This window comes from Bradyrhizobium sp. GW821-FHT13H06, assembly GCF_058803975.1.
In genome coordinates this window covers 511,865-531,767 of the sequence record NZ_JBXAPN010000002.1, presented here as the reverse complement: position 1 = coordinate 531,767, position 19,903 = coordinate 511,865, and the positions used below count along the sequence as shown (strand labels likewise).

Genomic DNA, 19,903 nt, shown 5'->3' with positions numbered 1-19,903 from the left:
CGGGATTGGCCGATCGAGGTCGAAACGGTCAGTGCCGCTGCCGTTTCAATTCGCCCCGTGCGTTAAAGTCGTCTTCTGCGCGCGTTCCGTGTTTGCACGCCCTGTGATCCGTCGTAAGCTGCAGCGGCAAGCAGAAGTACAACAGCAATCACACCAGTGAACGTGGCTCCTTCGGCGCTATCCGCCGAGAGAGGGGATATCTGTTGGCGACTCGGTCCGATGGAGGACGATCGACGCGTACTGAACTGCAAATGCCCCCTCGCGGCCGCGCTCACGAGACGCAATCAACAAACACAAGAGCGGGAGGAAGTGCAAATGAGAAAGCAGTGGCTCAGCTCGGCCTTGCCTGTCGTCGTCGTTGCGACACTTGCAGCGTCGGCGGCGTCGGCCCAAGCCGTGGATACGGCCCGCATCGAGGCCGCCGGCCAGAACGATTGGCTCACCTATCACGGCTCGTACAAGTCCCACCATTACAGCCCGATTGCGCAGATCAACACGAACAACGTCGCCAATCTGGGCGTGGCCTGGATGCACATCCCGGGGCGATCGACGCGCGGTCTGCAGTCCATGCCACTCGTGGCTGACGGGGTCCTCTATTATTCGGGCTCTTACAGCCGGGTCTTCGCGCTGAATGGCGCGAGCGGCGAGGTCATCTGGTCGTTCTTTCCGGAACTGGACGAAGCGCTCATCAGCCGGCAGACCCACTCTCCCTACAACCGCGGCGTAGCTCTCGGTGAAGGCAAGGTGTTCGTCGGCACGATGGATGGGCGTGTCTTCGGGCTGGATGCGAAGACGGGAAAGGTCCTCTGGGAGACCAAGCTGATCGACTCGCAGAAGCTCACGGTCGGCTTTACTGGCGCGCCGCTTTACGCGAAGGGAAGCGTGATCATCGGCGCGCAAGGTGGCGAATGGCCGGGCCGCGGCCCGATCTTCGCCCTCGATGCCACGACGGGAAAGAAGAAGTGGGAGTTCCTGACGGTCGCGGGCACCGAAGAGGCCATGAAGACCTGGGGCAACGATTCCTGGCGCACCGGCGGTGGCGGCGGCTGGATGCCGGGCACCTACGATTCCGAGACCAACACCATCCTGTGGGGCACCGCGAACCCTGCGCCGCTCTACGACTGGTCGGGCGCCGACTACAAGACGCAAGGTGCGCGTCCCGGCGACAATCTCTATACCAGTTCGGTGATCGGCCTCGATATCGATACCGGCAAGCTGAAATTCTATCATCAGGAGCTGCCGCACGACGCCTGGGACTTTGACAGCTCCGTCGGCGAGTTCGTGATGCTCGAGCGCGACGGTCAGAAATACGTGGTCCATCCGAACAAGGGTGGCTTCGTCTTCGTCTACGACCGCAATCTCAAAGTGAAGAACGTCTGGCGGCTGGTCGAGAACATCAACTTCGTTAGGGATATCGACCCCAAGACCGGCGCACTGATCGGCCGCCGCGATTTCTCGGTCGGGAAAGTCACTGAACCGCCTCTGTGTCCGTTCATCGGCGGCGGCATCAGCTGGAACGCCGGCTCGTACAGCCCGAAGACCGGTCTCTACTACAAGATCGGCCAGGAATGGTGCATGACGCTGGACATCCAGAAGACGACACCGGTCACGACGCCGCAGGTCCAGCTCAACATCGGCGCCGATTTCAAGATGACGCCTCCTCCCGGCGGCGAGATCTATGGCCATCTCGACGCGCGTGATCCCATAACGGGAGCGAAGAAATGGGAGGTCCGCTATCCCGAGCCGCCGCTTGGAAGCGTGCTGTCGACGGCGGGCAATCTGGTCTTCGTGCCGGACTCCCGCGGCGTCCTTCACGCCTACGATGCCGAAACCGGAGCCGAGTTGTGGAAGCACAACAACGGCACCGGTCACCAGGGCGGCATCGTCAGCTACTCCGTCGGCGGCAAGCAATATATCGCCGTGACCGCGGGCTTCGGCGGCATGCTGGCTGACGAATATGCGCCGAACTTCGGCGGCGTATACAAGAGCATGCCGCGTGACGACGGCGCGCTCGTCGTCTTCAGCCTGAAATAGTTGCCGCAAACGATCTGCAGGAGCGGGTGCAAGCCCGCTCCTTGCCGATCGCAACGGCCACCTGCTTCAGGGATGGAGTGGACGTGTTGAAGCTGCATTTGAGAACAGTTCCGGTCGGCGCCTCGTTGCTGTGCGCTGCAATGGCTCAAGCACAATCCGCGGCGCCTGCGCCCGAGAATGCGCCGTTCGAGGTCGAGCAGGTGTTCGCGGGAACTTGCGGGTTTTGTCACTCCGACGGCGGCCGGGCTGTCGGCAAGGGGCCGCAACTGATGAATTCGCCGCGCGACGACGATTTCATTCGCAATCGCATCAAGCTCGGCAAGCAAGGCGCGATGCCGGCATTCGATGGCGCTTTCACCGACGCGCAGATCGACCTGATCGTCAAGTACATCCGCGCCTTGAAACCACGCGAAGGCTGAACCAGACCGCGATGCGTCCAGATGAGGGTATGCAATGAAGGCGATCGTGCCGGTCATCGTCGCTGCCGCCATCGGGCTGCCGGGACCGGCGCAGGCGCGAACCCTGGACGCGATCCGTGAGAGCGGCGTGATCGGGCTGTGCGCGCATCCCAACTCGCTTCCCTTTGCCCGCAAGACCGGCGAGCCGCCCGGCTTTCAGGTCGAGCTGGGACAGGTGATGGCCCGCGAGCTCGGTGTGGCGCTGAGGCTCGACTGGATCATCACGCAGTACCAGATGCGCAGCGCCGGCTGTGACATTCTTCTGGACGTCATTGCCGACCGCGAGGCGCAAGGCGAAACACGTTTGAGGATCTCGAAACCATATTATCGCACGGGCGTCGCGCTCGCGGTGCCGTCATCCAGCCCGCTCACCTCGTTCAAGAGCCTCAACGAAAAGACCAAGGTGGGAGTGCAGGTCGGATCGATCGCCGCCATGATCATCGGCCAACGGCGCGTGCCCCTGTCGACCTTCGGCTTCGAGAGCGACAGTCTGGAGGCCGTGTCGAACCGTGAGATCGATGCCGCCGCGGTCACGCCCACTGCGGCCGGCTATTTCAACCTGACGCATCCGGACAATCCACTCCGGATCCTGGATCGTGATGAGAGCGTGGCCGATCTCAACTGGAATGTCGCCGTCGGCATGATCCGCCCGGACGATGCGTTGCGCGAAGCCATCGACCGGGCCCTGGAGCGGCTGCGAAGCGACGGCACGATCGATCGCATATACGGCCGCTACGGGATCGTGCTGCAGGCGCCGAGATAGCCGATTGCACGCAAGCACGACGCCGTCCGGGCCGGGACGGACGACGTCGCTGGCCTTCCAGCCATTTCCGTTCCGGTGAAATCGGAAACGGGGACTCCGGATTCCTGTCTTGGCTGCTTCCGTTACGCCGCGGCCTTCTTCCGCGCGAGCTCGGCCTTGTACAGCTCGAACTCCTCCGCGATCGCCCTGGCGATCGATGGGCGCTGGCGCAGGCGTTCGTAGTAGGCCTTCACGTTCGGCCATTTCGCAAGCTCGATCGGCGGCGTCGCCATGGTCCAGTTGATGACCGTGGCGAGATAGGCATCCGCCACGCTGAAATGGTCGAGCAGGAAATCGCGGCCCTTCAGATAGTTGTCGAGATAGTCGAGCCGCGACAGGTTCTTTTCCAGCGCGTAGGCTTTGGTTTCCTGCGGCGCCTTGCGGTCGAGCAGGGGAAGGAACAGGCCCTTGTGCAGCTCGGTGCCGATGAAGCAGAGCCATTGATGCAGCCGGGTGCGCTCGATGCCGGCGGCGGCGCCGAGGCTGGATTGCGGAAAGCGGTCGGCGACATATTGCAGGATTGCGGCGTTCTCGGTCAGCACCACGCCCTCATCGGTGCGCAGCGTCGGCACCAGACCGATCGGATTCACCGTGCGGAAGTCGGAACCGTCGTTCAAAACCGTCTTGGTCGGCGGATCGACTTCGAGATAGTTCGCCTTGGCGCCGGCTTCGTACAAGGCAACGCGTGTCGCCATCGAGCAGGCGAGCGGCGAGAAATAGAGATCCATCTGTAGCCTCCTTGGGCAATTTCTCTTTGGGTGTCGCTCAACCTGGCCAGATTGATTTCTGTACCATCCTGCATAATATATCCGCGGTCAAGGATTAATTTGCGACATGGTACAAAAATCGAAGCCGCCCACTGCTGCCACAGAGCCTAAGCGCCGCGGCCGCCCGCGCGCCTACGAGCCTGACGTCGCGCTCGGCAAGGCGCTCGATCTGTTCCGCAAGCAGGGTTTCGCGGCCACCTCGCTCGACGATCTCAGCGAGGCCACCGGCATGAACCGGCCGAGCCTCTACGGCGCCTTCGGCGACAAGCGCGAGCTCTACATCAAGACCTACCAGCGCTACCGTGAGGAAGCGCGGGCCTCCATGGCCGCGATCTTTCGCGAGGAAATGCCGCTGCGCCAGCGCCTGGAGCGAATCTTCGCCTCCGCGCTGAACATCTATCTCTCCGGCGAGACCGGCCCGCGCGGCTGTTTCACGGTGGTGACGGCGGCGTCCGAGGCGGTGAGCGATCCCGAGATCCGCGCCATGGTGCTCGACGGACTCACCGAGCTCGACAAGGCTTTTGCCAGTTGCTTCCGCCGTGCCAGGGAGAAGGGCGAGTTGCCGGAGAGCGCCGATCCGGCCGTGCTGGCACAGATCGCATCAGCTACCGTGCACTCCATCGCCGTTCGTTCGCGCGCCCGCGTTCCGCGCAAGGAGCTGGAGGCGATCGTGAAGGGGGCGATCGATATGATGGTCGGCGCGAAAGCGTAGGCTGCCGTCGCGGGCAGGCGGAGACACCGAGCCTGAAGCGCCAGCGCTGGCGAAATCCAGGGGCTTAGTAGCCCCTTGCCCGATCCACCACGTTCTCCAGCGCTCCGCCGGCCTCGAACCGTCCGATCTGCTCGGCGACATAGGCCGAGATCGCGTCCGCGTCGGTGTCGGCCGCGTTGTGCGGCGTCAACACCACCTTGGGGTGGGTCCAGAAGCGGCTGTCCGCCGGCTGCGGCTCCTGCACGAAGACGTCGAGCGAGGCGGCGCCCAGCGTGCCGTCGTCGAGGCAGGCCAGGATATCGGCTTCGTTCTGAAGGCCGCCGCGGCCGGCATTGATCAGCACGGGCGCGCCGAGCGGGCTGTTGCGGTTGAGCTTTGTGAAGACGTCGCGGTTGAGGATGCCGTTTGTGTCAGGCGTCAGCGGCAGCAGGCAGACCAGGATGTCGGTCGTGCGCAGGAAGGCATTGATCTGCGCAGTGCCGTGGAAGCACGCGACGCCGTCGATCGTCCGCGGGCTGCGGCTCCAGCCGGCGACGCGGAAGCCGAGCCGCCGCAGCACATTGGCCGCATCGGCCCCCAGCGTGCCCAATCCCATGATTCCGACGGTGATCGCGCTCGCCGGCCATTGATATCTCGGCTCCCAGCGTTTCTCGCGCTGCGATTGCCTGAGGTAAAGCTCCTGGCGGTGATGCATCAGCACGTGCAGCACGACATATTCGGTCATCCGATTGGTGAGATCGGGCACGGCGACGCGTACCAGCGGCACATCGGGCAGGCTCTTGTCCGCCATCAGCGCGTCGACGCCAGCGCCGAGATTGAAGATCGCGTGCAGATTGGGGAACGCACCGAGATCGCCCGGCACCGGCTTCCACACCGCGGCATAGTGCACCTCCGCCGGGTCGAGCCCGGCATCCGGCAGCAGCACCACGCGGCGGTCCCCGCAGACCGCTTCGAACCGGGCCTTCCAGCGCTCCGGCAGCCAGTTCTGCTGCGTGCTGTTGATCAGGACGGCCAGTGTGCCCAGGGTCATTCGAAGTGCCTCGTCGGTTCCGTTTGAGAAGGCTCTCCTTGGCACGATCTGCCGGATTTTTCTTGCAAATTTTTTCCGCAGCCATGTCGGCGCGGGGCATATTGGCGCGTCTTTGAAACAGACGAGGAAAGTGTCGCCCATGCTCTACGCCATTCTTTGCTATCACGACGAGGATTTCGTCGGCTCCTGGACCAAGGAGCAGGACGAGGCCGTGATGAAGAAGCTCGCCGTGGTGCAGGAGAAGCTCACCAGGCAGGGCCGGCTCGGACCGGTGGCGCGGCTGTTGCCGACGACCGCGGCGGCGACCCTGCGCAAGGAGGACCCGCCACTGGTGCTCGACGGCCCCTATGCCGAGACCAAGGAGCAGCTGCTCGGCTTTTACATCGTCGACTGCAAGAATCTCGACGATGCGCTCGACGTCGCGCGCGAGCTGGGCTCTGCCAATCCGGGCGGCGCATACGAGGTGCGTCCCGTGGGCGTGTTCCGGCCCGGAGGAAATCTGACGTGAGCGAGACCGACACCGCCTGGATCGAGACTGCGCTGACCTCGGCGCGACCCCAGGCGGTGGGCGCGCTGCTGCGCTATTTCCGCGATCTCGACACCGCAGAGGAGGCTTTTCAGAATGCCTGCCTGCGCGCGCTCAAGTCCTGGCCGCAGAACGGGCCGCCGCGCGATCCGGCGGCCTGGCTGATCATGGTCGGCCGCAACGTCGCGATCGACGAGGTGCGCCGCGCCCGCAAGCAGCAGCCGCTGCCGGAGGACGACCAGGCCATCTCCGATCTCGATGATGCCGAGGGGGCGGTGGCCGAGCGGCTCGACGGCTCGCACTATCGTGACGACATCCTGCGGCTGATGTTCATCTGCTGCCATCCCCAGCTGCCGGCGACGCAGCAGATCGCGCTGGCGTTGCGCATCGTCTCGGGCCTCACCGTGAAGCAGATCGCACGCGCCTTCCTGGTCTCGGAAGCTGCGATGGAGCAGCGCATCACGCGCGCCAAGGCGAAGGTCGCCGACGCGGGCGTGCCTTTCGAAGCGCCCGGCGCGGTCGAGCGTTCCGAGCGGCTCGCCGGCGTCGCCGCGATGATTTACCTGATCTTCAACGAAGGCTATTCGGCGAGCGGCGACACCGCCGAGATCAGGAAGCCGCTCTGCGAAGAGGCGATCCGGCTGGCGCGGCTGCTGCTGCGGCTGTTTCAGAGCGAGCCGGAGATCATGGGCCTGACGGCGCTGATCCTGCTGCAGCATGCGCGCAGCGCCGCGCGCTTTGCCGAGGACGGATCGCTGATCCTGCTGGACGATCAGGATCGTTCGCTGTGGAACGGCACCATGATCGCGGAAGGTCTCGCGCTGATCGACAAGGCGATGCGTCACCACCGCAGCGGTCCTTATCAGATCCAGGCCGCGATCGCCGCGCTGCATGCGCGGGCAGCGACGCCGGAGGAGACCGACTGGACGCAGATCGATCTGCTCTATGGCGCTCTGGAAGTGGTGCAGCCGTCACCGGTGGTGACGCTCAATCGCGCGGTCGCGGTCTCCAAGGTGCGCGGGCCGCAGGCTGCGCTCGATCTGATCGAGCCGCTGGCACCGAAGCTCGCGAACTATTTCCATTTCTACGGCGTGCGCGGCGCCTTCCTGATGCAGCTCGGCCGCAACGACGAGGCCCGCGTCGCCTTCGACCGCGCCATCGCGCTCGCCAACACGTCGGCCGAAGCCGCCCACATCCGCATGCATCTCGATCGCCTGATCCGGGACAGCCAGCCGAAGCAAGCCAACGGCGGCGCGAGGCAGGGTGCGAAGGCGACGTGATGGTTCGCCGTCATTCCGGGTTCACCCTTCGGTGCCCCGGAATGACGGCAGAATAATTTCGCCTTCGAATTGTCGGCCCCAGCCATCCCCCTTCGTCCTGTGCCCGTATCCACGGAGCCCCTCATGCTGAAAGCCATTGCCGTCATTGCCGTTCTGCTCGCCGCCGGGCTTGCGGGCATCCTCATCTTTGCTCTTACCAAGCCCGACACCTTCCGCGTCGAGCGGTCGCTTGCCGTAAAGGCCCCGGCCGATGCGATCTATCCGCTGGTCGCCGATTTTCATCGCTGGACCGGTTGGTCGCCCTATGAGACCCGCGATCCCGCCATGAAGCGGACGTTCGGCGGAACCGCGGCGGGAAAGGGGGCGACCTATGCCTGGGACGGCAACAACAATGTCGGTGCGGGCCGCATGGAGATCCTGGAGGCGAACGGGCCCTCCAGGCTCCGCATCAAGCTCGATTTCGAGCGGCCGTTCGAAGGGCACAACACCGCCGAATTCACCTTTGTGCCGCAAGGCGATGCCACTCTGGTCACGTGGGCGATGTACGGTCCGGCCTCGTTCCTGTCCAAGGTCATGCAGGTGTTCGTCAACATGGACAGCATGATCGGCAAGGATTTCGAGGCAGGTCTCGCCGGCCTGAAGAAGCTCACCGAGAAGCAATAAACCTCACTGCAAGCGAAGAGGAGAGAAACGATGCTCAATCCCTATCTGTTCTATCAGGATACTTGCGAAGCGGCGTTCAACTATTACGCCAAGGTTCTCGGCGGCAAGATCGATGCAATGATGCGGTCATCGGACGCGCCGCCGGACGTCCCGGCCGCTCCCGGGCGTGAGAAGATGATCATGCATGCACGGATGTCGCTGCCCGACGGCAGCGTGCTGATGGCCTCCGACGCGCCGGCCGAGCATTTTCACAAGCCGCAGGGCTTTTCGATCTCGCTCACAGTCAAGGATCCCGCAGACGGCGAGCGCAAGTTCAACGCGCTCGCCGACGGCGGCTCGGTCACCATGCCCTTCAGCAAGACGTTCTGGGCCAAGGGCTTTGGCATGTGCATCGACAAGTTCGGCATTCCCTGGATGGTGAACTGCCCGGCGGAGGGGATGTGACGGGCGCGACCGCGCCCACGATCCGTTGAGTTGCGATCCCCTCTCTCCAATGCTGCGGGAGAGGGGACACGCATGAATTCCTTACGTCACGCACCGATCGGCCGTTTGTTCTCTCACCGGATTGATCCGGTGGCGTTCTCGCTCGGCGGCGACGGCTCCACGCAGCGAGGGCAGATCAGGAGCTTGCTGCCGAGCCGCCTGTCGTTCTCCGCCTGTATTTCGTCATGGACCGTCCACCACGCCTGGGAATATGGCTGCAAGGTGCCGAGCACGCGTTCCCGCTCCTGATTGGGATCCGGCGCTGCGGGCGCGGGATTTGCCACGCGCCGCTTTGCCACATGAGGACGGTTCGGATCCTTGCCAAGACCATCCCACGCGATGGGGCGACGTTCCTGTGCTGGAGCGCCTGCGCAAGCAATCAGCGCTGTGCAAAAACTGAGCAAGAAGAAGCTGTATCGAATCATGCCGGGGCCTTTGCTGCGTATGCGACGCGCAATCCGCGTGAAACACTTCGCATCACGTCGGTGTAATGGAACTCAAAGCAAACGGACCAGCCGGCATGGCCGAATACGAATCGGAATTTCATATCACCTTGCGCGCAGAGTGAGGCCACTTCGTGAAACCGACTGCACCGCACAACAATTGGCGCAATATTGGGCTGTGATCTGCACAACAGAATCGCTAACTTTGCTTCATAAAATCTACAAACTAGGGCGGGGCGACTTGGAAGGGAGCGACCGATGGCGGCGGCGCTACAAATCAACTTTGCTCTTTGGGGAATGGTCATTTGCGTGAGCATGAAGCTCGCGCCGGTGGTCCAGACTTTATTCTAGATCGCGAGCTCTCTGAACGAAATCGTGCCGCGGCTTCCGACGATGGACGTCAGTCGGTCGCGAGTGATCGCGAGACTATGAGCGACGACTTTGTCACCGACATCGCGGATAGATCGCGGCGAGATCGCGCCCCTTCAACAGCAGCAGCCGTGAGCTCAGGCCGCCACGGCGGCTGATCCAGTCGCGCACTGGGCCGGGATAGGCGGCAAGCACCGCGACCGATGCTTCCGGCTCGGCATAGAAGCGCCCGCGCCGGTCCACGGAGCGCGCGGCGTGGAAGCCCAGCACTGCGCGCTTGGTGACGCAGATGCGCTCGCCCGGCACGATGCTCAGCACCAGCGTGCAGGCGGACAGGCAGGGGCCGTCGATCACGACGCGCTCGCCGCTCTCACGCACTTTCTCAAACAGATCGAGGAACGGCCCGACCTGTCCACCCGGCGACTGGATGATGCGGATCTCGGCCGCCGCGGGCGTGACGCCGAGCAGCGCGGATGCAAGCATCAGGGCTTTGAGGAAGGCGATGCGTCGCATGGCATTCTCCGAAATCTCGACATCCCAAGGCGGGCAAAGCGTACGTGCCCACCGATGGTACCGCAAATCCAGAGAGGTGGTAGGTGAGGCGCTCGCACGCCCTTTGCCCACCCTCCAATCTCCGTGCCTACCCGTTGCGCCGCTGGCCGCGCAGTGTTGGCAGGCCAATACCCGCCGCATCGAAGCCGCCATCAACGGCCAAAATTTGTCCGGTGATGTAGCTCGCGCTCGCCGAGCACAGGAAATAGATCGCTTCCGCGAGCTCCTCTTCCAGGCCGTAGCGGTTGAGCGGAATGGCGTCGTGATAGTCGGCGCGGATCTCCTTGGTGTGAACCTGCTTCGCCATCGCGGTGTCGACCGGTCCCGGCGCGACCGCGTTGACACGGATATTGAGGGAGGCGAGCTCGACCGCGAGCTGCTTGGTGAGGTGCGCAAGGCCCGCCTTGCTGGTGCCGTAGGCCGAGCGCAGCGTCGAGGCGCGCACCGCCGAGATCGAGGTGATGTTGACGATGGCGCCGCCATTGCCGTCGCGCATCAAGGGTACCGCCGCCTTGGTGCAGAGGAACGGTCCGGTGAGGTTGACCTCGAGCACGCGGCGCCAGTCGGCGTCCGACGTCTCCATCAGCGGCGCGAACACCGCGATGCCGGCATTGTTGACGAGGGCATCCAACCGGTCGAACCGCCGCTCGATCGTCGTCATTGCAGCGCTGACCGCGGCCGCATCCGAAACGTCGCAGGTCAGTGCCAGCGTCGCCTCGCTCTGGCCGATTTCGGCGACCGCGCGGCCGAGCAATTCGCCCTCGATGTCGAGCAGCGCCACGCGCCAGCCCTCGGCCAAGAATTTCTTCGCGGTCGCAAGCCCGATGCCGCGTGCGGCTCCTGTGACGAGGGCGACTTTGTGCAGGGCTTGCGGCATTGGCTGATCTGTCCTGTGTCGGGAGGGGCGCGCGAGCGCCGGCCCCTTTTACTTCGCTTTGGTTCCGGCATGAAAGGCCCCTGCGCCGCGCCTATCGAGCCCGCTTCGGTTCCGAATGCGCCTGCCGCAGTCGCGCTGGCGCCTTTAAATAATTCCTGCCCCCGCTGTCGGCTCGGCTGAAGGTCGCTCGTCCTAGAGGGGAACGTGGGCCGGCTGTTTCCGCCCGCAGGACATATCACGGAGCAGGTCGATGCGTTTCATGGTGATCGTCAAGGCAAGCCAGGATACTGAGGCCGGCAAGATGCCGACCACGGAGATGCTGGCCGCGATGGGCAAGTTCAACGAGGAAATGGCCAAGGCCGGCGTCATCGAAGCCGGCGAGGGCCTGCATCCGACGGTGAAGGGCGCCCGGGTCAGATATTCGGCCTCCGGGGCGGGCGTCACGCGCGGCCCGTTCAGTCTTTCGCCCGACCTGATCGCCGGCTTCTGGCTGATCAAGACTGCCTCGCTGGACGAGGCCATCGACTGGATGAAGCGTGCGCCGTTCGAGCCAGGCTCGGAGATCGAGATCCGGCAGGTGTTTTCGGCCGAGGATTTCGGCGAAGCCTTCACCCCCGAGCTGCGCGAGCAGGAAGAGCGCACGCGCGCGTATGCGACGAGGAAGTAGCTCCGCCGACGCCGTCATTCCGGGGCGCGCAGAGCGCGAGCCCCGATGCGCAATTGCGCAACAGGGAAGCCAATGGGTGGCGGCAATGGTGGATCAACGGATTCCGGGCTCGTGACCCTGTCGCGCCCCGGAGTGACAGCGAGTGACGAGGAAATCCCATGCGATTCATGATGCTGATGATCCCGCTCGGCTACGAGGCGGCACCGCCGGACGTTCAACTCGATCCCGAACGTGTCGCGGCGATGATGCGCTACAACGAGGCGCTGAAGGACGCCGGCGTGCTGATCACGCTCGACGGCCTGCATCCGCCATCGATGGGTGCGCGCGTCTCGTTTGCGACCGGCAAGCCCATGGTCACCGACGGCCCCTTCACTGAAGCCAAGGAAGTGCTGGGCGGTTACTGGATGATCGAGGTCGCCTCGCGCGAGGAAGCGATCGCCTGGGCGAAGAAGTGCCCGGCCTCGGCCAACGAAATCATCGAGATTCGGCAGGTGCAGGAGGCGGCGGACTATTCGCCTGAAGTGCAGGAGGTCGTGGCCGGGTTTGGCGATCTGAAGAAGTAGACGACAGCCGCGACCGTTTTCCGATCAACCAACCAAAGGAGATATCCATGAGCGCCGAACACAAATTCCTCGCCGTCTATCTCGGCAGCACGACGGGTACCAAGATGGCGGCCTGGCGCGCTCTGCCGGAGGCCGAACGGAAGGCGAAGGAGCAGGAGGGCATGGCTGCCTGGCACGGCTGGGTCGAGAAGCACAAGGCCGTCATCGTCGAGATCGGCGGCCCGCTCGGCAAGACCCGCAGGATCGACGCGAGCGGAATCACCGAGGTCAGCAATGCGCTGACCGGCTTCACGGTGGTGCGCGCCGCCTCGCAGGAGGAAGCTGCCAGACTGTTCGAGAACCATCCGCATTTTGCGATCTTTCCGGGCGAGGCGATCGAAGTGATGCCCATTCTGCCCATTCCGCAGATGTAGCTTCGGTGCGAGCCCGTTCCGGGCTCGATGCCGACGCACCGGCCCGGCATGGCCGTGGAAGTACGGGTTAATCCTGCCTGATCGCCGCTAGTGACCTTCGCGCCCGGCTCATGTAAAGGTCGTTCACATGAGCTGGCGCAAGGAGCAGCGCCGCGCCGAGCGCGGCTATCACCACGGCAATCTGAAGGAAGCCTTGTTGCAGGCCGCTCTCGGACTCATCGCCGAGAAGGGCGCGGCCGGCTTCACCTTCGCCGATGCCGCGCGCATGGCCGGCGTCAGCGCCGCGGCGCCCTATCGGCATTTCCGCGACCGCGACGAACTCTTGTCCTCGATCGCTCAGCGCGGCTTCGAGCAGTTCGAGGCGCGCCTGACCGCGGCCTGGGACGACGGGCGCCCGGACACGGTCACGGCGTTCGAGCGCGTCGGCAGGGCCTATCTCGCCTTCGCCCGCGAGGAGCCGGCCTTCTACAACGCGATGTTCGAATCGGGCCTGCCGGTCGATGCAAATCCTGCGTTGATGGCAGCGGGCGAACGCGCATTCGGCGTCATCCGTGCCGCCGCCGAGCGTCTTGCGGCGCTGACGCCGCCCGGCGCGCCCCGTCCGCCGGCGATGATGATGGCGCTGCACATCTGGTCGATGTCGCACGGCGTCGCTTCGCTGTTCTCCCGCGGCGATGCCGCGCGTCGCAAATTGCCGATGTCGCCGGACGAACTGTTAGAGGCCGAGGTGCTGATCTATCTGCGCGGGCTCGGCTTCCCGATCGAACGCCGTCCGGCCACGAAGGGGGCCGAGCCGCCGCCGGTGCCGCCGGAGGCTTCCTCCGGTTCGGGCGTGCCGCCGGGCGGACCCTGGGGCAAGCCGAAATAAAGTTGCACAAATAATTCCGCGGGCCTGGCAGGCGCTCGGCTTGACAAAATCGCGGGATGGTTTAGCTATGTAAATGTTATTTACATTCACAACGGCGCAGGTGCCGTGATGGAGATGGGAAATGGCCTACACCGCTGATGTCAATCGATGGCGCGGCCCTTCGGACCAATACCAACAGTACGAGCGTCCCCGCATGCTGGATACGCCCTGGCATCCCGGCTGGATTGCCGTGACCATCCTCGGCTTCATCATCTGGTGGCCGATCGGACTTGCCCTTCTCTTTTTCACACTCGGGAGCAGAAGAATGTCGTGCTGGAGCAGCCAGGATCGCTGGCAGAACAAGATGGAGCGGATGCAGTACAAGATGGACCGCATGCGCGGCCGCATGGAGCGCAGTGGCTTCGGCTTTGGCTTCGGCCCGCCGTCCTCCGGCAACCGTGCCTTCGACGAGTACCGCTCTGAAACGCTGCGCCGGCTCGAGGAAGAGCAGGTCGAGTTCAGGAACTTCCTCGACCGTCTGCGTCACGCCAAGGACAAGGAAGAGTTCGACCAGTTCATGGCGCAGCACAAGACGCGTCCGACCCCGCCGCCGACTGACCAGCAGCAGGGCTGACATCCAAGCCTGACGCCTCTCAAAGCCTTCAGGCGCATGCCCCCAAAGTCCTGATGGCCCCGAGCCGCCCGCCTGCGCAACCGCAGGCGGGCGGTTTGGCTTCGGCGCGTTCGCGCTAGCGCGAGAGGCCGGATAGCCGCGCCAGAGAGGACGCGCATCCCTTGGACGCAACTGGCGCCTTGATCCGGACCGCCTATATTCGCCGTCACAGATGCACGCGGATCGGAGGCGACAATGCCGGAAGCTGCGATGAACGCGAGCGACGACCTCTGGCAGGCGATCCGCCGCGAGGCCCAGCGTGCGGCAGCTGCCGATCCCTTATTCGGCAAGGCTCTGGCCGGCGCCATCCTCACCCATGACGATTTCGCCGCGGCTCTGGCCGATCTGATCGGGCGGCGGCTTGGCAGCAGCGCCGAACGCGCGCGCTTCACATCCTTTTCCCGCGACGCCTTCCACGACGAGCCGGACCTGATTGAAGCTGCCAGCCGGGACCTCGCGGCCATCGCGCGCCGCGACCCCGCTGTCACCGACCTGCTGCCACCACTGCTGCACTACAAGGGTTACATCGCGCTGCAAGCCTGGCGCGTCTCGAACTGGCTCTGGCGTCATGACCGTCGCGACGCGGCGCTGCTGTTTCAGAACGAGGCGTCGAACCTGCTCCAGGTCAGCATTCATCCGGCTGCCAGCATCGGATCCGCCGTCTATCTGGACCACGCCACCGGCATCGTGATCGGCGCCAACGTCGTCATCGGCGACGACGTCACCATCCTCCAGAACGTCAGCATCGGCCGCAGCAGCGAACTGCCGGCGCGCTCGCCGCGCATCGGCCGCGGTGTCTACATCGGCGCGGGCGCGAGCATTCTCGGCGACATCAGCATCGGCCATCTTGCAAAAATCGGCGCCGGTACTGTCGTGACGGGCGACGTGCCTGCCGGCTGCACGGCAATCGGCAATCCTGCCCGGCTGACGAACTGCCCCGAGTCCGCCTCGGCCGCCTGACGCGCCTCCCGCTCAAAGCATGATCCGGAAAAGTGTGAAGCGATTTTCCGCCGAAAGTGATTTTCGGGACAATTCTGTGGGTACGGGCTGGTTCCTCCGGCACACCGCGTGATGCGATCCGCATCGTCGACGCGTTCTCGGCGCCTGTTGACGTGAATCAAGCCACGCGCATCGCGAACGCGATGTAGTTCGTCGGGCAGAGGCGAGGAGCATGACGATGGCGAACGCAAGGATACTCGTGGTCTATTATTCCCGGACCGGCACGACGCGCAAAGTTGCTCAATCCCTGGCGGCTGCGCTGTCCTGTGACAGTGAAGAAATCACCGAGGCTGGTAGCCGCAATGGGATATTCGGTTATCTGCGCTCGGCCATGGAAGCGCGACGGCAGATCCCATCGCGCATCGCCGCCACCGTCAGGGATCCATCTCTCTACGATCTCGTCGTGATCGGAACCCCGGTCTGGGCTTGGTCGCTGTCTTCGCCCGTCCGTGCCTACTTGCTCGCAAACAGGTCGAAACTCCCTGCGGTGGCATTCTTCTGCACGCTTGGCGGGGCCGGCAGCGATCAGGTCTTCGGCCAGATGCGGGAGCTCGTCGGCAAGCAGCCCCTTGATTGTCTTTCCCTCACTGCGCGCGAGGTGGCATCGACGAACCACGCAGCGCGGCTCGCCACGTTCGTCGAGGCGATACAGCAGGCAATTGCGAACGGGCGCAGCAGTGCAGCGACGAACGCCGCTTGAAGGATTGCTCGTCCAGCGGTCGGGAAGATCTCTTTGCCTCAGGAAGCGGTCCTCTAGCCGAGCTCGAACCCCGGTTCCCGGACACGGCTTGGCCCTCGATTTCCAGGCCAGATGCCGCCGCCCCCGGGCTCCACGGGGCCAAATCCCTGGCCCGCCAGCCTTTCCGGCAGCCAAATTCGCCGCCGGTAACCGCGCATTAACCAACGCCGGGCTCTGGTAATTGCGGACAGTCGCGCCCAAAGCCGTGTCGAGGCCCATAGTTTTGACATCTTGGCGGGGAATGCAGGCGGCCGGCTTGGACGAGCCCTGCACCCCAGAAAGACAAGGCTTTGAGCGGGCTTGCCGGCCGCGCCGATTCTAGCGCGGCTGTTGGGGAACCGGCCATTTCGTTGGCCAGGACATCAGGTAACGATCGCCTTGAGAGGATACTGCTTATGAATCCGGCCGACGTGGCTCAGTCAGCCCTTCCGGTTGCCGCCTCCGCCGACGTGTCGCTGATTGCGCTGTTTTGGCAGGCTCACTGGATCGTGAAAGCGGTAATGCTGGGACTTCTGGCCTGCTCGGTCTGGGTCTGGGCGATCGCCATCGACAAGATCTTTCTTTACGCGCGCACCCGGCGCTCGATGGACCGGTTCGAGCAGGCGTTCTGGTCCGGGGAGTCGATCGAGGAGCTCTATCGCACGCTGTCAGCCAAGCCGACGCACTCCATGGCAGCCTGCTTCGTGGCGGCGATGCGCGAGTGGAAGCGTTCTTTCGAAAGCCACGCCCGCTCGGTCGCCGGCCTGCAGATGCGCATCGACAAGGTGATGAACGTCTCGATCGCGCGCGAGGTCGAGCGCCTGGAACGGCGCCTGCTGGTGCTGGCGACCGTCGGCTCCGCCGGCCCCTTCGTCGGCCTGTTCGGCACGGTCTGGGGCATCATGTCGAGCTTCCAGTCGATCGCGGCGTCGAAAAATACCTCTCTGGCGGTTGTCGCCCCCGGTATCGCGGAAGCGCTGTTTGCGACCGCCGTCGGCCTCATCGCCGCCATTCCTGCCACTATTTTCTACAATAAGTTCACCTCCGAGGTGAACCGGCAGGCCCAGCGGCTGGAGGGCTTCGCTGATGAATTTTCAGCCATTCTCTCGCGTCAGATCGACGAGCGGGGCTGACGGACGGCATGTATAGTGTGAAGGGCAATTTGGGCACCAGACCATGGGCATGAACGTCGCAAGTTCATCCGGAGGCGGCGGACGCCGCGGCCGGCGCAAGCCCGTTGTGGCCGAAATCAACGTCACGCCGATGGTCGACGTGATGCTGGTGCTGCTCATCATCTTCATGGTCTCGGCGCCGATGCTGACGGTCGGCGTGCCGCTCGACCTGCCCCAGACCCAGGCCAAGAGCCTCGAAAACAACGACCAGAAGCCGATCCAGATGTCGGTCGACATCAAGGGCAAGGTGTTCATCAATGATGCCGAGATCGCGCTGAACGAGCTGGTGCCGAAGCTCAAGGCGATCACGGATGCGCGGGGCGGGCTCGAGGAACGCATCTACCTGCGCGCCGACAAGAAGGCGGATTACGGGACGGTGGCCAAGGTCATGGGCCTGCTGTCCGGCGCCGGATTCAAGAAGCTGGCCCTCGTCACCGAAGCGGATCAGGGGTAAGCCGTGAAGGTGAACATCGACAAGACACTCGTTGCGTCGATTGCCCTCCATGTCCTCGTGCTTGGATGGGGCCTCGTCACCTTTAGCAGCAGGGCCTATGTGGCGCCGGAGGAGTCGCTTCCGGTCGACATCATCTCCTCCGATCAGCTCGCAAAGATGATGGCGGGGCAGAAGACCGGCAAGAAGGAAGAGCCGAAGCCCAAGGTCGAGAAGATCGCGGAAGCGAAGCCTGAAGAGGATGCCGTCGGCAAGGTCACCGAGAAGAAAGAGCTGATCAAGACCAACTCGACGCCCGAGCCGCCGCCGAAACCCGTCGAGAAGCCGGTCGAGAAGAAGCCCGAGCCGCCGAAGCCCGTGGCGGAGGCGAAGCCGAAGGAAGAGCCGAAGCCGCAGGAAAAGAAGCCTGATCCGGCCAAGGAAGATCCGATCGCCGATCTCCAGAAGAAGCTGGACACCAAGAAGCCGCCGCCGAAGCCCGTGGAGCAGAAGGTCGCGGCCGTGCAGCCGCAGCAGCAACCGAAACCCAAGGAGCGCACCTTCGACCCCGCGCAGATCCAGCGCGACCTCGACAAGCGTGCCGCGACCCGGCATGAGCTGACGGGCTCGGCGCTGAACGCGTCGGCCGCGCTGGGATCGACTACCGGGACGGCAGCCAACAACGTCGCAACCTGGCAGGGAGCTTTCATTGCGGCTGTCAAGCACTGCTTCAATTTCCCTTACGACGCTCAGGACAGGGATCAGTTTGCAGCCGACATAGACATACAAATGCGTCCTGATGGCACGCTCGCTTCAGCGCCTGTGATTGTCTCGGTACGAGGACCGTCTCGGACGATTGCAAATGCGATGGCCGAGAGTGCCAAGCGTGCTATCCAACAGTGTCAGGCCTACGCATTCTTGCCCAAGTCCCAGTACGACACTTGGAAGACGATTGCGCTGACTTTCGATATGAAAGATCAGCGGTAGATGAGACATAAATTGACTCAGGTGAATAGGATGCCATTTCTGACGCGACGTGGGTTCATCGCGGCCGCGGGATCGACAGTCACCCTGCTGGCTGGACGCGCCGCAACTGCGCAGGGGCGACTTCAAGTCAGTCCCGGCGGATTCCAACCCATTTCGATCGCGATCACTAATTTCGTGCCCGGTTCACCCGCCGACGGCGAGGTCGGCAACGGGGTCACGCAGGTCATCACCAACAACCTGAAGCGTTCGGGTCTGTTCGCGCCGATCGACCAGGCCGCCTTCATCGAGCGCATCAGCAACATCGACGTCGCGCCGCAATTCCAGAACTGGAAGACCCTCAACGCGCAGGCCCTCGTCACCGGCCGCATGACGCGCCAGCCCGATGGCCGGCTGAAGGCCGAATTCCGCCTGTGGGACGTGGTCTCCGGTCAGCAGCTCGCCGGCCAGCAATATTTCACCTCGCCGGAATATTGGCGCCGCATCGCCCACATCATCTCCGACCAGATCTACGAGCAGATGACCGGCGAGAAGGGCTATTTCGACAGCCGCGTGGTGTTCGTGGACGAAAGCGGCCCGAAGGAGCGCCGCGTCAAGCGGCTCGCGATGATGGACCAGGACGGCGCCAATGTGCGCTATCTGACCCGCGGCTCCGACCTCGTGCTGACGCCGCGCTTCTCGCCGAACTCGCAAGAGATCACCTATATGGAGTTCGGCCAGGGCGATCCGAAGGTCTATCTCTTCAACATCGAGACCGGCCAGCGCGAGATCGTCGGCAACTTCCCCGGCATGACCTTCGCCCCGCGCTTCTCGCCGGACGGCCAGCGCGTCATCATGAGCCTGCAGCAGGGCGGCAATTCCAACCTGTTCGTGATGGACCTGCGCTCGCGCTCGACCACGCGCCTCACCGACACGCCAGCGATCGACACCTCTCCGTCCTACTCGCCGGACGGCACCCGCATCTGCTTCGAGTCCGATCGCGGCGGCCGGTCGCAGATCTACGTGATGGCGGCGGGCGGCGGACAGGCGCAGCGCATCTCCTTCTCCAAGGACGACACCAACGCCAGCTATTCGACCCCGGTGTGGTCGCCGAAGGGCGATTACATTGCCTTCACCCGGCAAGGCGGCGGGCAGTTCTCGATCGGCGTCATGAAGCCCGACGGCTCCGGCGAGCGGCTGCTGACCTCCGGCTTCCACAACGAGGGCCCGACCTTCTCCCCGAACGGCCGCGTGCTGATGTTCTTCCGCGATCCCGGCGGCAATGGCGGGCCCTCGCTGTACAGCGTCGACATCTCCGGTCGCAACGAGCTCAAGGTGCCGACACCGGGCTTTGCCTCGGACCCCGCATGGTCGCCGCTGCTGTCCTCGACGGCGGGCTGACGGGAGTGGGGCTAAAACATCGCGTGTTCAGACGAGCGATGTTTTCGAAAAAAAGCGCCGA

The 19,903-nt window shown here is 64.1% G+C and carries 24 protein-coding genes; 19 read left to right on the top strand and 5 right to left on the bottom strand.

From position 1 onward, the window contains the following. Positions 1–315 precede the first annotated feature (315 nt). The 3 genes from AC1RQP_RS09370 (at position 316) to AC1RQP_RS09360 (ending at position 3,255) form a co-directional block, all read left to right on the top strand. On the top strand, positions 316–2,034 hold the full coding sequence (locus AC1RQP_RS09370) for a pyrroloquinoline quinone-dependent dehydrogenase (RefSeq protein WP_492936704.1): 1,719 nt from the start codon (positions 316–318) through the stop codon (positions 2,032–2,034). A gap of 83 nt (positions 2,035–2,117) precedes the next feature. Continuing rightward, on the top strand, positions 2,118–2,453 hold the full coding sequence (locus tag AC1RQP_RS09365; RefSeq protein ID WP_492936703.1) for a c-type cytochrome: 336 nt from the start codon (positions 2,118–2,120) through the stop codon (positions 2,451–2,453). A gap of 34 nt (positions 2,454–2,487) precedes the next feature. Then, on the top strand, positions 2,488–3,255 hold the full coding sequence (locus tag AC1RQP_RS09360) for a substrate-binding periplasmic protein (protein ID WP_492936702.1): 768 nt from the start codon (positions 2,488–2,490) through the stop codon (positions 3,253–3,255). Positions 3,256–3,377: 122 nt separating this feature from the next. Here AC1RQP_RS09360 and AC1RQP_RS09355 read toward each other — a convergent pair whose 3' ends face one another. Continuing rightward, positions 3,378–4,022: a glutathione binding-like protein gene (locus AC1RQP_RS09355; RefSeq protein ID WP_239627159.1), complete on the bottom strand. Its 645-nt coding sequence runs from the start codon at positions 4,020–4,022 to the stop codon at positions 3,378–3,380. Positions 4,023–4,128: 106 nt separating this feature from the next. Here AC1RQP_RS09355 and AC1RQP_RS09350 point away from each other — a divergent pair, with 106 nt between their 5' ends. Next, entirely contained in the window at positions 4,129–4,773 is a 645-nt protein-coding gene (locus AC1RQP_RS09350) for a TetR/AcrR family transcriptional regulator (RefSeq protein ID WP_492936701.1), read from the top strand. 64 nt (positions 4,774–4,837) lie between these two features. On the opposite strand, the gene AC1RQP_RS09345 is transcribed toward AC1RQP_RS09350, so the two are convergent. Next, positions 4,838–5,803 carry a 2-hydroxyacid dehydrogenase gene (locus tag AC1RQP_RS09345; protein WP_492936700.1) on the bottom strand — a complete coding sequence of 322 codons (966 nt, stop codon included), beginning with the start codon at positions 5,801–5,803 and terminating at the stop codon, positions 4,838–4,840. A 139-nt stretch (positions 5,804–5,942) separates the two neighbouring features. On the opposite strand from AC1RQP_RS09345, the gene AC1RQP_RS09340 reads away from it, so the two are divergent. The 4 genes from AC1RQP_RS09340 (at position 5,943) to AC1RQP_RS09325 (ending at position 8,716) form a co-directional block, all read left to right on the top strand. After that, positions 5,943–6,311 carry a YciI family protein gene (locus AC1RQP_RS09340; RefSeq protein ID WP_194389848.1) on the top strand — a complete coding sequence of 123 codons (369 nt, stop codon included), beginning with the start codon at positions 5,943–5,945 and terminating at the stop codon, positions 6,309–6,311. Beyond that, positions 6,308–7,609: an RNA polymerase sigma factor gene (locus tag AC1RQP_RS09335; protein ID WP_239627154.1), complete on the top strand. Its 1,302-nt coding sequence runs from the start codon at positions 6,308–6,310 to the stop codon at positions 7,607–7,609. Before AC1RQP_RS09340 ends, AC1RQP_RS09335 begins: the two co-directional genes overlap by 4 nt. Positions 7,610–7,732: 123 nt before the next feature. Next, complete coding sequence (locus tag AC1RQP_RS09330; protein WP_492936698.1) at positions 7,733–8,272, top strand: SRPBCC family protein; 540 nt, start codon at positions 7,733–7,735, stop codon at positions 8,270–8,272. A 30-nt stretch (positions 8,273–8,302) separates the two neighbouring features. Further along, positions 8,303–8,716 (top strand): VOC family protein, encoded by a 414-nt coding sequence (locus tag AC1RQP_RS09325; RefSeq protein WP_492936697.1) that lies wholly within the window; start codon positions 8,303–8,305, stop codon positions 8,714–8,716. Between the two features lie 113 nt (positions 8,717–8,829). Here AC1RQP_RS09325 and AC1RQP_RS09320 read toward each other — a convergent pair whose 3' ends face one another. From AC1RQP_RS09320 to AC1RQP_RS09310, 3 genes are all read right to left on the bottom strand, one after another. After that, positions 8,830–9,180: a hypothetical protein gene (locus tag AC1RQP_RS09320; protein WP_492936696.1), complete on the bottom strand. Its 351-nt coding sequence runs from the start codon at positions 9,178–9,180 to the stop codon at positions 8,830–8,832. A 462-nt stretch (positions 9,181–9,642) separates the two neighbouring features. Continuing rightward, entirely contained in the window at positions 9,643–10,080 is a 438-nt protein-coding gene (locus AC1RQP_RS09315; RefSeq protein WP_131873882.1) for a hypothetical protein, read from the bottom strand. Between the two features lie 127 nt (positions 10,081–10,207). Continuing rightward, a complete protein-coding gene (locus AC1RQP_RS09310; protein ID WP_492936695.1) occupies positions 10,208–10,996 on the bottom strand; it encodes an SDR family NAD(P)-dependent oxidoreductase in 789 nt (262 codons plus the stop codon). A 250-nt stretch (positions 10,997–11,246) separates the two neighbouring features. Here AC1RQP_RS09310 and AC1RQP_RS09305 point away from each other — a divergent pair, with 250 nt between their 5' ends. The 11 genes from AC1RQP_RS09305 (at position 11,247) to tolB (ending at position 19,842) form a co-directional block, all read left to right on the top strand. Beyond that, positions 11,247–11,663, top strand: a complete 417-nt coding sequence (locus tag AC1RQP_RS09305; protein WP_492936694.1) for a YciI family protein — start codon at positions 11,247–11,249, stop codon at positions 11,661–11,663. Positions 11,664–11,821: 158 nt separating this feature from the next. Beyond that, positions 11,822–12,226: a YciI family protein gene (locus AC1RQP_RS09300; protein WP_492936693.1), complete on the top strand. Its 405-nt coding sequence runs from the start codon at positions 11,822–11,824 to the stop codon at positions 12,224–12,226. 47 nt (positions 12,227–12,273) lie between these two features. Continuing rightward, positions 12,274–12,639 carry a YciI family protein gene (locus AC1RQP_RS09295; RefSeq protein WP_492936692.1) on the top strand — a complete coding sequence of 122 codons (366 nt, stop codon included), beginning with the start codon at positions 12,274–12,276 and terminating at the stop codon, positions 12,637–12,639. Between the two features lie 127 nt (positions 12,640–12,766). Beyond that, complete coding sequence (locus AC1RQP_RS09290) at positions 12,767–13,507, top strand: TetR/AcrR family transcriptional regulator (protein ID WP_239627141.1); 741 nt, start codon at positions 12,767–12,769, stop codon at positions 13,505–13,507. A gap of 121 nt (positions 13,508–13,628) precedes the next feature. After that, positions 13,629–14,120 (top strand): DUF2852 domain-containing protein, encoded by a 492-nt coding sequence (locus tag AC1RQP_RS09285; RefSeq protein WP_126258771.1) that lies wholly within the window; start codon positions 13,629–13,631, stop codon positions 14,118–14,120. 234 nt (positions 14,121–14,354) lie between these two features. Further along, positions 14,355–15,119 carry a serine acetyltransferase domain-containing protein gene (locus tag AC1RQP_RS09280; protein ID WP_492936691.1) on the top strand — a complete coding sequence of 255 codons (765 nt, stop codon included), beginning with the start codon at positions 14,355–14,357 and terminating at the stop codon, positions 15,117–15,119. A gap of 211 nt (positions 15,120–15,330) precedes the next feature. After that, positions 15,331–15,858 carry a flavodoxin family protein gene (locus AC1RQP_RS09275; protein WP_492936690.1) on the top strand — a complete coding sequence of 176 codons (528 nt, stop codon included), beginning with the start codon at positions 15,331–15,333 and terminating at the stop codon, positions 15,856–15,858. 434 nt (positions 15,859–16,292) lie between these two features. After that, positions 16,293–17,009 (top strand): protein TolQ, encoded by a 717-nt coding sequence (tolQ, locus tag AC1RQP_RS09270; protein WP_014492404.1) that lies wholly within the window; start codon positions 16,293–16,295, stop codon positions 17,007–17,009. Positions 17,010–17,052: 43 nt separating this feature from the next. Beyond that, entirely contained in the window at positions 17,053–17,502 is a 450-nt protein-coding gene (gene tolR / locus AC1RQP_RS09265; protein ID WP_124159110.1) for a protein TolR, read from the top strand. Positions 17,503–17,505: 3 nt separating this feature from the next. Continuing rightward, entirely contained in the window at positions 17,506–18,465 is a 960-nt protein-coding gene (locus tag AC1RQP_RS09260; protein ID WP_492936689.1) for a protein TolA, read from the top strand. Between the two features lie 30 nt (positions 18,466–18,495). Beyond that, positions 18,496–19,842, top strand: a complete 1,347-nt coding sequence (gene tolB, locus AC1RQP_RS09255; RefSeq protein ID WP_492936688.1) for a Tol-Pal system beta propeller repeat protein TolB — start codon at positions 18,496–18,498, stop codon at positions 19,840–19,842. The last annotated feature ends 61 nt before the right edge of the window (positions 19,843–19,903 follow it).